At 71.2% G+C, this 12,574-nt stretch carries 14 protein-coding genes; all 14 read left to right on the top strand.

The genetic code is table 11. From position 1 onward, the window contains the following. Positions 1-113: 113 nt before the first annotated feature. Complete coding sequence (locus LG634_RS33000) at positions 114-641, top strand: hypothetical protein (protein WP_226739418.1); 528 nt, start codon at positions 114-116, stop codon at positions 639-641. Next, positions 638-814: a hypothetical protein gene (locus LG634_RS32995; RefSeq protein ID WP_226739416.1), complete on the top strand. Its 177-nt coding sequence runs from the start codon at positions 638-640 to the stop codon at positions 812-814. Before LG634_RS33000 ends, LG634_RS32995 begins: the two co-directional genes overlap by 4 nt. 324 nt (positions 815-1,138) lie before the next feature. Then, positions 1,139-1,513: a dehydrogenase gene (locus LG634_RS32990; protein WP_226739414.1), complete on the top strand. Its 375-nt coding sequence runs from the start codon at positions 1,139-1,141 to the stop codon at positions 1,511-1,513. Beyond that, on the top strand, positions 1,510-2,124 hold the full coding sequence (locus LG634_RS32985; protein ID WP_226739412.1) for a nuclear transport factor 2 family protein: 615 nt from the start codon (positions 1,510-1,512) through the stop codon (positions 2,122-2,124). Before LG634_RS32990 ends, LG634_RS32985 begins: the two co-directional genes overlap by 4 nt. A 129-nt stretch (positions 2,125-2,253) precedes the next feature. After that, positions 2,254-2,766: an ester cyclase gene (locus LG634_RS32980; RefSeq protein ID WP_226739410.1), complete on the top strand. Its 513-nt coding sequence runs from the start codon at positions 2,254-2,256 to the stop codon at positions 2,764-2,766. A gap of 105 nt (positions 2,767-2,871) precedes the next feature. Beyond that, a complete protein-coding gene (locus LG634_RS32975) occupies positions 2,872-3,273 on the top strand; it encodes a nitroreductase family deazaflavin-dependent oxidoreductase (RefSeq protein WP_226739408.1) in 402 nt (133 codons plus the stop codon). Between the two features lie 118 nt (positions 3,274-3,391). Further along, positions 3,392-3,946, top strand: a complete 555-nt coding sequence (locus tag LG634_RS32970) for an NADPH-dependent FMN reductase (RefSeq protein WP_226739450.1) — start codon at positions 3,392-3,394, stop codon at positions 3,944-3,946. Positions 3,947-3,974: 28 nt separating this feature from the next. Continuing rightward, positions 3,975-5,321: a cation:proton antiporter domain-containing protein gene (locus LG634_RS32965; RefSeq protein WP_226739407.1), complete on the top strand. Its 1,347-nt coding sequence runs from the start codon at positions 3,975-3,977 to the stop codon at positions 5,319-5,321. 128 nt (positions 5,322-5,449) lie between these two features. Beyond that, complete coding sequence (locus tag LG634_RS32960; RefSeq protein ID WP_226739405.1) at positions 5,450-6,109, top strand: hemerythrin domain-containing protein; 660 nt, start codon at positions 5,450-5,452, stop codon at positions 6,107-6,109. A 106-nt stretch (positions 6,110-6,215) separates the two neighbouring features. Next, positions 6,216-7,682, top strand: a complete 1,467-nt coding sequence (locus LG634_RS32955) for an MFS transporter (protein ID WP_226739403.1) — start codon at positions 6,216-6,218, stop codon at positions 7,680-7,682. 148 nt (positions 7,683-7,830) lie between these two features. After that, positions 7,831-8,865, top strand: coding sequence for a methyltransferase (locus tag LG634_RS32950; RefSeq protein WP_226739401.1), 1,035 nt, complete (start codon positions 7,831-7,833; stop codon positions 8,863-8,865). A 120-nt stretch (positions 8,866-8,985) separates the two neighbouring features. Next, on the top strand, positions 8,986-9,888 hold the full coding sequence (locus LG634_RS32945; RefSeq protein ID WP_372482539.1) for a MarR family winged helix-turn-helix transcriptional regulator: 903 nt from the start codon (positions 8,986-8,988) through the stop codon (positions 9,886-9,888). 248 nt (positions 9,889-10,136) lie between these two features. Beyond that, complete coding sequence (locus LG634_RS32940; protein ID WP_226739398.1) at positions 10,137-11,837, top strand: NAD(P)/FAD-dependent oxidoreductase; 1,701 nt, start codon at positions 10,137-10,139, stop codon at positions 11,835-11,837. 57 nt (positions 11,838-11,894) lie between these two features. Further along, positions 11,895-12,485: a flavin reductase family protein gene (locus LG634_RS32935; protein WP_226739396.1), complete on the top strand. Its 591-nt coding sequence runs from the start codon at positions 11,895-11,897 to the stop codon at positions 12,483-12,485. The last annotated feature ends 89 nt before the right edge of the window (positions 12,486-12,574 follow it).

Below are 12,574 nucleotides of genomic sequence, written 5' to 3'. Positions count from 1 at the left end.
GGATTCGAGGGATCCGGATGCACCCCCGTCGAGAACTTCCCGACCACCACCCCGCGAGGGACTGCGCGACCCGCTGCGGCCGTATCTGCGGCAAGTGCGTGACGCGGCTGAGCATGCAGCTGCGCACCCTGCTCGGCCTGTACCGGGAGAGCGACCACTCCCTGATCCCCGCCCCCGCCCGGATGCGCGAGCGGGTCAGCGGCAGCAGCCGGAGCACCGGCATCGTGCTCGACGAGCAGACCCTGGGCGCGCGCAGCGAACTGCGCGGGGTGCTCTCCTCCTGGGCGCGGCTGGTCGCGGAGGGGAGCGGAGCACCGGGGCCGTACGACAGCGAGGTCGGCGCCCTGGTGCAGTTCCTGCGCGCGCAGCTGGACTGGCTGGCAGGGCACCCGGCCGCGGTGGACTTCGACGACGAGGTCCGCCGGCTGCTGGAGGACCTGGGCGGGCTGTTCGGGCCGGGCCCGGTCAAGCGGTTCGCGCTGGGGGAGTGCCCCGAGCCCGGCTGCGGCGGGCTGCTGCACGGAGTGATGCGGGGCGGCGGCGGGCCGACGCCCGGCCACGTCTCCTGCGACGCCGGGCACGCGCTGCCGCCGCACCAGTGGCTGTCGGTGGCGGGCCGGATGCGGGAGCACGCCGCATGACGGCCGCGTCCACGGCGCGCCGCCGGATGGTGCCGACGGAACTCGCAGCCCTGGCCATGGGCGTGAGCGAGGCGACGATCCGCAAATGGGCCTCGCGCGGCAAGATCACCCGCTTCGGCGGCCCCCAGCGGGCCCAATACGACCTGGACGAATTACTGGCGATGCGCCGCTGAAAGCACCGAATACCTCGGCCGTCCCTCCCGGCCGCTCCACCGGATCCGTGCGGGGATCCGAACCGGAAGAAGCCCTCACGGCTCCCCCCAGCCGTGAGGGCTTCTTTCTGCCGCCTTTCGAAGAGTTGTCCCCATGGATCGTCAATTCACCTATGTATAAGGTGAGTTGACTTCCGCTCGGCAGGCGTGTCACACTTTTTCCGGCGCCCCCATGCCCTGAATCGCGCCCGTCTGCATCTTCATCCGCATCCGGTATTCCACCGGTGCGGATTTTTTGTTTTCCGCCTCCCGGCGCAACCTGACTCAAGGAAGTGTGGTCGATCCATGTCTGTTTCTGCTCCCACGCCCACCGGCCAGTGGACGGGTACGGTCACCCACGACGGTGAGACCGACGACTACACGGTCACCTTCCACCCGGACGGCTCGCTCGACGTCACCACGGAGAAGAGCACCGGGGCGGGCTCCTGGATGCCCACCGGGGACGAGACCTTCGAGTTCTACATCCGCGAGGACTTCAACCCCGACCACACCCAGATCAGCCCGAACGGCCACCGCGCCGCCTACATCAAGATCGACATCGCGGCCCGCCGCGAGGGCGGCTCGGCGTTCACGGGCACCGGCAAGGCCGTCGTCCACAGCGCCGAGGACGTGGTCATCTACGCCACCGACGCCGCGACCGAAGCCCGCCGCGTGTCATGAGCACCGTCGCGGACACGGCGGCACCCGCCCAGGGCGCCGAAGCCGTGCAGATCGACCCGGACTTCCCGGCGACCGCGGCCTTCCCGGGCGCACCGGCCGCGGTGGCGGATCTCGACGCGCTGGCCTCCGAGGTGCGGCGGCTGTCCGACCTGGCGATGCTCGGCCGGCTGGTCGACCGCTACCTGGCCAGCCTCGACCAGGGCAGCTTCGACGACGCATGGGCGATGTCCCTCTTCACCGAGGGCGTCGAACTCACCTTCCCCGTCGGCAGCCACCGCGGGATCGCCGGGGTGCCGGCGTTCACCGCGGAGATCATGGCCCGCTGGGGCCGTACTCATCACCACGGGTCCGACGTCTCGGTCGACCTCGACGGCGACCGCGCCGCGATCAGCTGGAGCCTGATCGCCTCGCACATCCACTTCGGTTCGCCGCTCCCGCCGGACGCCTCCGAGTACTTCCAGCTCGGCGGACGGTTCACGGGCGTGGCCCGGCGCACTCCCGAGGGCTGGCGGATCGACCGGCTGCGGCTGCGGATCGTGTGGAGCACCGGCGCGGTGCCCCGGGGCGTGACGCAGGTCGACACCAAGACCCTCGACACCCGAGGCAACTGACGCGGCGTGCGCTCCCGGCCCCGCGGCAGGCCACCGCACGGCCCGCCCCGCGGGTCCGGGGCATGCACCCCCCGGCCGCCGTACCACCAGCAGTCCCCACCCCACCCCCGAGCACAAGGAGTCACCCCCATGGCCACCACGCTGACGGCCGAGCAGCAGAAGGAACTCGTGGAGAAGGTCTTCCACGAGGGACTGGACCTCGGCGACCTGTCGGCCGCCGACCGCTACCTGACCGCGGACTTCCGCAACCACGGCAGCCACGACGACTCGATGCGCGGCCCGGAGGCCTTCAAGCACACCATCCGCATCCAGCAGTCGGCGTTCAGCGAGATCAAGTACGAGATCCTCGACTTCATCTCGCAGGGCGACAAGGCCGCCATCCGCTGGGTGATGCACGGCAAGCACACCGGCCCGTTCATCGGCATCGCGCCCACCGGCCTCCAGGTGCAGCACCAGGCGATCATCTGGTTCCGCTTCGAGGGCGACAAGATCGCCGAGCGCTGGGGCATCGTCGACAACTTCTCCCTCCAGCGCTTCCTGCAGTCCGGCGGCAAGCCGGTCGGCCCGCTCACGCCGTCCGGCGGCCCGGGCGCGGGCGGCCCGGCTGCGGGCGGCCCCGGCGCCGGCAAGCCGGCCGCCTGACCCTGCCGGACCCCCGGCCCGGTTCCGCGGCGGAGGCGGGGCGGCGGCCCCGGCTCCGCCGCGGAGCGCACGGCCGACACGTGCCACGACTACAGGAGGCAAGCAGTGCCGATCGACAGACGTGTGGCCCGCTTCAACAAGGCGGTCGCCAACCACTTCGTGGGACCCGTCCTCAGCCGCATGCCCGGCTTCGGAAAGATCCACCACCGGGGCCGCAAGTCGGGGCGGGAGTTCACGACCCCGGTCAAGCTCTTCCGGCGCGGCGAGGACATCGTCGTCACCCTGCCCTACGGCCCGGGCTCGGACTGGGTCAAGAACGTGCTGGCGGCGGGCGGGTGCGAGATCACCACCCGGGGCCGCCGGATCACGGTGGAGAACCCGACGGTCTTCACCGACGACGGGCAGACCAGGATGCCGGCCCTCACCCGCCGCATCCTCAACCGTGTCGACGCCACCCAGTTCCTCGCGCTGACCCCGGTGGGCGCCCGGACCGCGGTCAAGAGCTGAGAGGAACCAACCCGTGCCCCCCTCCTCCTCGCAGGCGCTCGCGCACACGCCGACCGTCCAGGAGACACCCGTTCCCGTCCCGGCGGCGCCGTCCGCGCAGACCCCGGCGCCGGTGCGGGTGACGCTCGTCGTCGGCTCCGCCCGCGACGGGCGGCTCGCCCCCGATGTGGCGGCCTGGTTCACCCGGGTGGCCGAGGCCCGTGACGACCTCGTCGTCGACGTCGTCGACGTGGCGAAGACCCCGCTGCCCGCGAGCCTGGACCCGGACGACCCGGTGGCCCGCGCACTCAGCCCCCGGCTGGCGGCCGCCGAGGCCTTCGTCGTGGTCGTACCGGAGTACAACCGCAGCGTCCCCGGCACCCTCAAGACCCTCATCGACAGCTTCCAGGCGGAGTGGCGGGCCAAGCCCGTCGGCTTCGTCAGCTACGGCCTGAGCATGGCGGGCGGGGTGCGGGCCGTGGAGCACCTGCGCCAGATATTCGCCGAGTTCCACGCGGTCGGCATGAAGGACATCGTCAGCTTCCCGAGGATCCTCGAGCACTACGACGCCGACGGCCGCTTCCCCGCGGACGCCGAAGGCGCCGGCGGTGCAGCCAAGCTGATGCTCAATCAGCTCCTGTGGTGGGCACGGGCGCTGCGCGAGGCCAAGTCCGTCCACCCGTACGAGTACTGAGACCTCTTTCCCTCCTCCTGGAGTTCTGATGGCAGGCGCAATCCGTGATCCCCTTCCCGATCTCCTGATCGCCGTGCCCGTGGTGATCCTGGCCTGCAAGGCCGGCGCGCAGCTGGTGCGCCGGTTCGGCCAGCCTCCGGTGGTGGGCGAGATGGCGGTGGGCATCCTGCTCGGGCCCTCCCTGCTGGGCTGGCTGTGGCCGGAGGCGCAGACCTGGCTGTTCCCGTCCTCGGTGCTGCCGTACATCGGGACGCTGGGCAGCCTGGGGCTGCTGGCCTTCATGTTCCTGGTCGGGCTGGAGCTCAACCTCGGATCGCTGCGCGGGCACAGCAAGACGGCGGTGGCCGTCAGCCAGGCGAGCATCGCCCTGCCCCTGGTGCTGGGCTCCCTGCTGGCGCTGGCGATGTACGGGACCTTCGCTCCCGACGGCGTCGGGCAGCTCCCGTTCGTCCTGTTCATCGCGGTGTCGATGAGCATCACCGCGTTCCCGGTGCTGGCCCGCATCCTGACCGACCGCGGGCTGTACCGGACCAGGGTGGGCGCGCTGGCGATGGCCTGCGCGGCCGTGGACGACGTCACCGCCTGGTGCCTGCTGGCCGTCGTGGTCGCGGTGGCCAAGAGCGGTTCGCCGTTCGAGGCCGTCACCACGGCCCTGATGGCGGTGGCCTTCACGCTCTTCCTCGCCTTCGTGGTGCGTCCGCTGCTGGCCCGCTGGGCCGCCCGGGCCGAGCGCGCGTCCACGGACAGCGTGGTGATGGTGGTCCTGTTCAGCGGGCTGTGCCTGTCGGCGCTGGCCACCGACGAGATCGGGGTGCACGCGCTGTTCGGGGCGTTCCTGTTCGGGGTCGTCACCCCGCGCGGCTCCCGGGTGATCGAGCGCCAGGCGACGCGGCTGCGGGCGGTCACAGTCCCCGTGCTGCTCCCGCTGTTCTTCGTGACCACCGGTCTGAAGACCAACATCTCGATGCTGGCGGGCGACCCGGTGCAGTGGCTGTGGGCGCTGGCGGTGCTCGCGGTGGCGGTGCTGGCCAAGTGGGGCGGCGGCGCCGGCGCGGCCCGGGCGGCCGGCCAGACCTGGCGCGACGCGCTGTCGATCGGCGCGCTGATGAACTGCCGCGGCCTGACGGAGCTGGTCGTGCTGAACATCGGCCTGGGCCTCGGGGTCATCGGCCAGGACCTGTTCACGATCCTCGTCTTGATGGCGCTGCTGACCACCGCCGCCACGTCTCCCGCGCTCAACCTGATCCGCGGGAAGCAGGCCGAGGAGGAGCTGCCGGCCGACGGCTCCCCTGTGGACGGCCCCGAGCCGGCCGGGTCCACGGAGCAGGCGACCGCCGCCCTGCAGCCCGTACGGGAGCCCGTGGCCACGCGCTGAACGGACGTCACCCACCCATCACTTCGCATGCTGATGGTTGCAATGCTGTTGATTGGGTGGTTGATAGTTAAGCGCCTTGACGATAGTCTCTGTGACACGGAGACGGCGCAGTGAGGGAGAGAGCGACGATGAGCAACGACTTCAAGAACCTCGACATGACGATGATGTTCGCCATCCACGACGCCCTCCGCCGGGAGCTGGAGCGCATCGCGCGCATCACCTCCCGCGTGGACGAGGACCCCCGTCACGTGCTGAGCACCGCGCTCGGCTGGGAGCTGTTCAAGAAGTTCCTGACCATCCACCACACATCCGAAGACCTCACGGTCTGGCCCGTGATGCAGGAGGCCCTGGCCGGCCGCCCCGCCGAACTGGAGCTGCTGGACGCCATGGAGGCGGAGCACGCGATCATCGAGCCGCTGCTCGCCGACATCGACGCGGCCCTCGCCGACCGCGACTCCGGCCAGGAGCGCCTGGGCGGCCTGGTCGACGCCCTTTACACCGGTCTCAACCACCACCTGGCGCACGAGGAGTCCGACGCCCTCGCGCTGATGGACCTGACGCTGAGCCAGGAGCAGTGGGCGGAGTTCAGCAACGAGCAGCGCGGCCGGGTCGGCGCGGATTCCGTGCGCTACCTGCCCTGGCTGCTGGACGACGCGGCCGCCGAGCGCTCCGCCGACATCCTCGGCAAGATGCCCGAACCGCTGCGCAACGCCTACGAGAACGAGTGGCGCGTCGCCTACGAGGGCCTCGACATCTGGGTCCCCAAGGACCTCTCCGCCGCCCGCTGACCCCGGGCCGCACGACCGGTCCCGGCCGGCTCCCCGTGGAAACCCCCGCCACGGGGAGCCGGCCCGGACCCCCTCTCTCCCCCTGATCACACACATGGAGAACCACATGTCGCTCCAAGAACGCACCGAAGCCGTACCGGAGGCCGCGGCGCCGGCCAACGGCAAGGCGGGCCTCGCCCTCCTGGTCATCGCGGCGGCGCAGCTCATGCTCGTCCTCGACAACACGATCGTGGCGGTCGCCCTGCCGAGCATGCAGAGCGCCTTAGGACTGTCCGAGGCCAACCTGGGCTGGATCGTGACCGCGTACGCCCTGGCCTTCGGAGGACTGCTGCTCGCCGGCGGCCGCGCCGGCGACCTCTTCGGCCGCCGCCGCGTCTTCCGCATCGGCCTGGTGCTCTTCGCCGCCGCCTCCGTCGTCGGCGGCCTCGCCTCCAGCGGCGAGCTGCTGATCGCCGCCCGCATCCTGCAGGGCATGGGGGCCGCGATCGCCGCGCCCACCGCTCTCTCCCTGCTCGCCTCCACGTTCCCCGCGGGCCCCGCGCGCAACAAGGCGCTCGGCGTGTACGGCGCCATGGGCGGACTCGGCTCCGTCGTCGGCCTGCTCCTCGGCGGCGCCCTGACCGAGTACCTCAGCTGGCGCTGGGTCATGTACGTCAACGTGCCGATCGCCGTCCTGGTCCTGCTCGGCACCGGCGTCCTCGTCGAAGGCGGCCGCGAGCGCGGCAAGCTCGACGTCCCCGGCGCCCTGACCGCCACCCTCGGCTTCGGCTCCCTCGTCTACGCCATCACCCGCGCCGGCGAGTCGGGCATCGGCGACAGCGTCACCCTGATCAGCCTGGCCGTCGCCGTGGTCCTGATCGCCGCCTTCGTCGTCATCCAGCGCTCCAGCAGCAACCCGATGGTCCCGGCCGCCGTCGTCGGCGACAAGAGCCGCGCCGCGGCCAACACGATCATGTTCCTGGTCGGCGCCGGCATGCTCGCCACCTTCTACTTCCTCACCCTCTACATGCAGCTCGTCAAGGGCTACGAGCCGATGGTCACGGGCCTGGCCTACCTGCCCTTCGCGGTCGGCATCGGCATCGCCGCCGGCGGCGTCGGCCCGCAGCTGCTCGCCAAGCTGCCCGAGCGCACCATCGTCGCCCTCGGCCTGGTCATCGGCACGGCCGGCATGGTCTGGTTCAGCTTCCTGGCCCCGGGCCAGAACGCCCTGTTCGCCCTGCTGCCGGCGCAGCTCGTCTCGGGCTTCGGCCTGGGCCTGGTCTTCGTGACCGTCACCATCGCCTCCGTGCGCGGCGTCGCCCCGCAGGACACCGGCATCGCCTCCGGCCTGGTCAACACCAGCCAGCAGATCGGCGGCGCCATCGGCCTGGCCGTCCTGGCCGCCACCGCCTCGGTCATCACCGAGAACGAGCTGCCGGGCAACGCACAGGAGGCCCTGACCTCCGGCTACTCGTACGGCTTCCTCCTCGGCGGCGCCCTGTACCTGGTCGCCCTGGTTGTCGCCCTCGCCTCCCTGAGCAAGGCCGCCCCGCAGCCGCAGCAGCCGGGCGAGCACGCGCCGGTCGCGTTCTGACGCACTCCGCCCCCGCCCGCACCACCCTCCGGCCCCGCCCCTGCGCGGGCGGGGCCGGCCTCCCCGCCTCTCCGGACTTCCGCACCCCCGCGGCCCGGCGCCCCACCCGGCAGGCGCACCCGACCGCCGCAGAAGGAGAACGAGGACGATGTCCGCGGACGACACCCGCACGCTCGCCCTGTGGGACCTGGCCGACCTGGTCACCCCGATGACGGTGCGCCTGGCCGCCACCCACCGCTTCGGCGACCACATCGCCGCCGGCCGCGACACCGCCGCCGCGATCGCCGCGGCCGAGCACCTCGACGCCTCCTCCGTGGAGCGGCTGCTGCGCCACCTCGTGACCGTGGGCGTGCTCGGCGCCGACGGCGAGCGCTACGTCCTGACCGGCCTCGGGGAAGGCCTGCGCTCCGACCACCCCAGCATGCAGCGCCATCTCATCGACACCAACGGCGCGATCGGCCGAGGCGACCTCGGGATCGTCGAACTCGGCCACACGCTCCGCACCGGCGAGCCCTCGTACCCCGTCCGCTACGGCCTCGGCTACTGGGACGACCTGGCCAGCGACCGCGAACTCGCCGAGTCCTTCGACGCGGTGGTGGCCGACAACGTCTCGCGCGACGCCAAGGACATCGCCCACGCCTACGACTGGTCCGCGCTCGGCCACGTCTACGACCTCGGAGGAGGCAACGGCGCCCTGCTCGCCGGCCTCCTGACGGCCCACCCGACCCTGCGCGGCACGGTCGTGGACCTGCCCGGCACCACCGACCGGGCCCGGTCCCACTTCGCCCGCGAAGGCCTGGCGGACCGGGCCTGCGCCCTCGACGGAAGCTTCTTCGACCCGCTGCCCGTCGCCGACGGCGGCGGCTACGTCCTCTCCTCGGTCCTCCACAACTGGGGCGACGCGGAAGCCGTCGGCATCCTGCGCCGCTGCGCCGAGGCCTTGGCCGGCTGCCCGGACGGGCCGGGCCGGGTCCTCGTCATCGAGGAGACCTGCGCACACGTCCACACCGGCATGGACATCCGGATGCTGGCCTACTTCGGCGGCGTCGAGCGCTCGGTGGCCGGGATCACGGACCTCGCACGGCGGGCAGGCCTCACCGTGGCCGGGGTGTACGAGACGTCCGGCCAGGCCACCCCGGTCCGTTCCGTCATCGAACTGGTGCTCGACGGGCAGATGCGTTGACGAGTCCGGTGTGCCGTGGCGGCCCGGCCGCCTGCCGCCGGCCGGCACCCCTGCCGCCCGTATACTCGCAAGGGAGGTGCTGAGGTGCGGCACGCAAAGAACGACCAGGTCCGGGGCCCCGTGACGAAGACCGAGGCCACCGCGGAGATCCCGGGTGTCCTGCCCGACGCGCTCACCGATTTCATCGGCTACCTGCTGCGCCGCGTGTTCGCCCGGTTCTCCGCCGCGGACGGATCCGAAGGCGACTCCCGCGACTTCCTCATCCTCGACGCCCTCACCGGCCGCGACTGGGAGTCGCAGCTCGACCTGGCCGAGCGCCTGGGCATCAACCGCACCATCATGGTCGGGGTCATCGACCGGCTGGAGGCGCGGGGCGAGGTGCAGCGCACCCGCAACCCCGGCAACCGCCGCCAGTACGTGCTCTCCCTGACCGAGGAGGGCCGCCGGGCCCTGGCCGAACGCCGCCGCGCCGTCTCCGAGCGCGATGCCCGGCTGACCGCCGTACTGTCGCCCGAGGAGACCGGGCGGCTGGACACCCTGCTGGCCCGGCTGCTGCCGGAGGAGGCGCAGGCCCTGGTGCAGGGATCCGCCTACCTGGTGGCCCAGGCGCACCACCGGCTGCGCAAGCTCGGCGACGATAAGCTCGCCGGGACCGGGCTGCGGGTGCGCCACTACGGCCCGCTGTCCGCCCTGGCCCGCTCCGGGCCGATCGCCCAGCAGCGGCTCGCCGACCACCTCGCCATCACCGGGCCCGCCGCGTCGCAGCTGGTGGACGAACTGGTCAAGGCCGGCCTGGTCCGCCGCGGCCGGGACCCGCACGACCGGCGCCGGTACGCCCTGGAACTCACCGAGGCGGGCCGTGCTCAGCTGGGCGTGGTGGCCGCAGCCGTCGACGCCCTGGCCGAGGACATCTCCGCCATGCTCGGCCCGGGCGGGGACACGGAACTGCGCGGTCTGCTGGTCCGGCTGCTGGAGCCCGAACACCCGGGCATCGCCAATTCCCTTTCGGTACAACGGGGTTGACCCTGTTGTGATTGTCTGTCACGCTTTACCCAGCGGCTGAGCCGCGCCTTTTTCCAGGGCTCTCCCCTCGCCTTTCCGGCCGAGGGGAGAGCCTTTTTCATGCAGTCATTCATGCAGTCATTCATGCAGCCTCACGGCATTGCCCTTGCAGCCGTCCCGGCGCCCCCTTGCCGCCGCATTCGGCTTATCGGCTTATCGGCAGTTCTTCGGACGCCTCCGACGAAGGAGAGAAGCTCATGGTCGCGAAGATGACCAAAAGCACCACGGAAGCGACGGACATACCCGAGGACAAGACGTTCGACGTCATCATCCTGGGTTCCGGGCTCGCCGGCTCGGTGACCGGCACGATCCTCGCCAAGCACGGCGCCAAGGTGCTTCTGGTCGACGCCGCCTCCCACCCGCGGTTCGCGATCGGCGAGTCCATGACCCCCCAGCTCGTCGAGTGGATCCACATCCTCGCCGAGCGCCACGACATCCCCGAGCTGAAGAGCCTGGCCAGCGTCCAGCAGTCCACCCGGGACATCGCCCCGACGTTCGGCACCAAGGCCCACTTCGGATTCCTGAAGCACGAAGAGGGCAAGGAGCCCGACCCGCGTCAGGCCACCCAGCTGGCCCTGCCCAAGATCTTCCTGCAGAACAGCCACATGTTCCGCCAGGACAGCGACGCCTTCATGTTCTACGTCGCCGCCAAGTACGGCTGCGTGCCGCGGCAGAACTGGCGCGCCACCGAGGTCGACTTCGACGACGACGGCGTGACGGTGATGGGCCAGAGCGCCGCCCCCGGCGCCCAGCCCGAGCTGTACCGGGCCAAGTACCTGGTCGACGCCTCCGGCTTCCGCTCGCCGCTCGCCGACAAGTTCGACCTGCGCGAGAAGCCCGCCCGCTTCAAGCACCACTCGCGGTCGATGTTCACCCACTACGTGGGCGTCAAGCGCTTCGACGACGTCAGCGGCCACCCGCAGTCGCTGCGCCCGCCGGCCGACTGGCACACCGGCACCATGCACCACCTGATCGAGCGCGGCTGGTTCTGGATCATCCCGTTCGACAACCACAAGAAGTCCCGCAACCCGCTGTGCAGCGTCGGCCTCACCATGGACGAGCGCACGTACCCGAAGCCGAAGGACATCAGCCCCGAGGAGGAGTTCCAGCTCTTCCTCGACAAGTACCCGGCCGTCAAGCGCCAGTTCGACGGCGCCACCCGGGTCCGCGAGTGGGTGTCCACCGACCGGCTGCAGTACTCCTCCAAGCAGACCATCGGCGACCGCTGGTGCCTGATGTCGCACGCCGCCGGCTTCCTGGACCCGCTGTTCTCCCGCGGCCTGTCGAACACCTTCGAGGTGGTCGACGCGCTCACCTCCCGGCTGGTCGACGCCCTCAAGGACGGCGACTTCTCGGCAGAGCGCTTCGAGTACGTCGAGCGCCTGGAGCAGGGTCTGCTCCAGTACAACGACGACCTGGTCAACAGCTCCTTCATCTCCTTCTCGCACTTCCGGCTGTGGAACGCGGTCTTCCGGGTCTGGGGCTCGTTCATCACCCCCGGCACCATGCGCCTGACGCGCGCCCGCCTGAAGCACGTCCGGGACGGCGACCCGCAGCACTTCAAGGAGCTGGAGGAGACCCGGTACCCGGGCCTGTGGTGGCCGCAGAGCAACAGCTTCAAGAAGATCCTCGACCTCACCGCCGAGACCTGCGAGAAGTACGAGGCCGGGGTCCTGACCGGCGACGAGGCCGCGGACGTCATCTTCCAGGCCCTGGAGGAGTCCCCGATCGTCAACCCGGTCTTCGGCTGGAAGGACGAGAGCAAGCGCTTCATCTACCCGTCCACCGCCACCATGGCCCGCTACCTGTACTGGGCGTCGGTGGAGGCTCCCTCGGAGATGAACAGCGTCGGCCGCGAGTTCCTGCTCGGGATCGTCAAGGCCGGCGCGAAGATCCGCAAGCTCCTCTAGGGCCGGGGCCTGTCCCTCCTCAACGCGTCCGACCGCCCACGAAAAAGGAAGCGTGGCATGTCCGCAGCAGTCCGCTCGCTGGTCCACACCCATGAGAAGCACCCGATAGACGCGCGCAGCCTGCGCCGCGTATGCGGTCTCTTCACGACCGGGGTCACGGTGATCACCACGGGGCCCGAAGGGCGTGCCGAGGGCACGACCGTCAACTCCTTCACCTCGGTGTCGCTCGAACCGCCGCTCGTGCTGTTCTGCCTGCACAAGCAGTCCCGGCTGCACACGGCACTGCAGGAGAGCGGCGGGTTCACCGTGAACTTCCTGTCCGGGCGGCAGGAGAAGCTCGCCCGCGCCTTCGCCGGCCGGCAGCCCAACGGCTTCGGGGAGGACGCGCCGCACCACTTCGGCGCCGGCGGGCTGCCGGTGCTCACCGAGGCGCTGGCGTACCTGACCTGCCGGACCGTCGACGTCCACGAGGGCGGCGACCACGACATCGTGGTCGGCGAAGTGGTGGAGCTGGGCGTGCCCGAGCAGGACCGCGAGCCGCTGATCTTCTTCGACGGCTCGCTGGGCGCGCTGGAATCGGCCGCCGGCCGGTTCAGCCAGGCGGGCGCGGAGACCCGCCCGGTGGCGGCCCCGGTGCGGGCCTCGTGAGCGGGGACGCCACCGGCCGTCCCGGCACCCCGGGGCGTGGCCGGCTGCGCAAGGTGCTCATTGCCAACCGTGGCGAGATTGCTGTCCGT

Source organism: Streptomyces bambusae (assembly GCF_020532645.1).
GTDB lineage: Bacteria > Actinomycetota > Actinomycetes > Streptomycetales > Streptomycetaceae > Streptomyces > Streptomyces bambusae.
Note: the sequence above shows the minus strand (reverse complement) of the source record. Positions and strands in the feature narration are given on the sequence as shown.

Excerpts from the sequence above, each read along its gene's own strand:
- LG634_RS33000 (WP_226739418.1), top strand. The coding sequence starts at position 114 with ATGCAGCTGCGCACCCTGCTCGGCCTGTACCGGGAGAGCGACCACTCC.
- LG634_RS32935 (WP_226739396.1), top strand. The coding sequence starts at position 11,895 with ATGTCCGCAGCAGTCCGCTCGCTGGTCCACACCCATGAGAAGCACCCG.
- LG634_RS32960 (WP_226739405.1), top strand. The coding sequence starts at position 5,450 with ATGAGCAACGACTTCAAGAACCTCGACATGACGATGATGTTCGCCATC.
- LG634_RS32940 (WP_226739398.1), top strand. The coding sequence starts at position 10,137 with ATGACCAAAAGCACCACGGAAGCGACGGACATACCCGAGGACAAGACG.
- LG634_RS32950 (WP_226739401.1), top strand. The coding sequence starts at position 7,831 with ATGTCCGCGGACGACACCCGCACGCTCGCCCTGTGGGACCTGGCCGAC.
- LG634_RS32980 (WP_226739410.1), top strand. The coding sequence starts at position 2,254 with ATGGCCACCACGCTGACGGCCGAGCAGCAGAAGGAACTCGTGGAGAAG.
- LG634_RS32990 (WP_226739414.1), top strand. The coding sequence starts at position 1,139 with ATGTCTGTTTCTGCTCCCACGCCCACCGGCCAGTGGACGGGTACGGTC.
- LG634_RS32985 (WP_226739412.1), top strand. The coding sequence starts at position 1,510 with ATGAGCACCGTCGCGGACACGGCGGCACCCGCCCAGGGCGCCGAAGCC.
- LG634_RS32965 (WP_226739407.1), top strand. The coding sequence starts at position 3,975 with ATGGCAGGCGCAATCCGTGATCCCCTTCCCGATCTCCTGATCGCCGTG.
- LG634_RS32995 (WP_226739416.1), top strand. The coding sequence starts at position 638 with ATGACGGCCGCGTCCACGGCGCGCCGCCGGATGGTGCCGACGGAACTC.
- LG634_RS32955 (WP_226739403.1), top strand. The coding sequence starts at position 6,216 with ATGTCGCTCCAAGAACGCACCGAAGCCGTACCGGAGGCCGCGGCGCCG.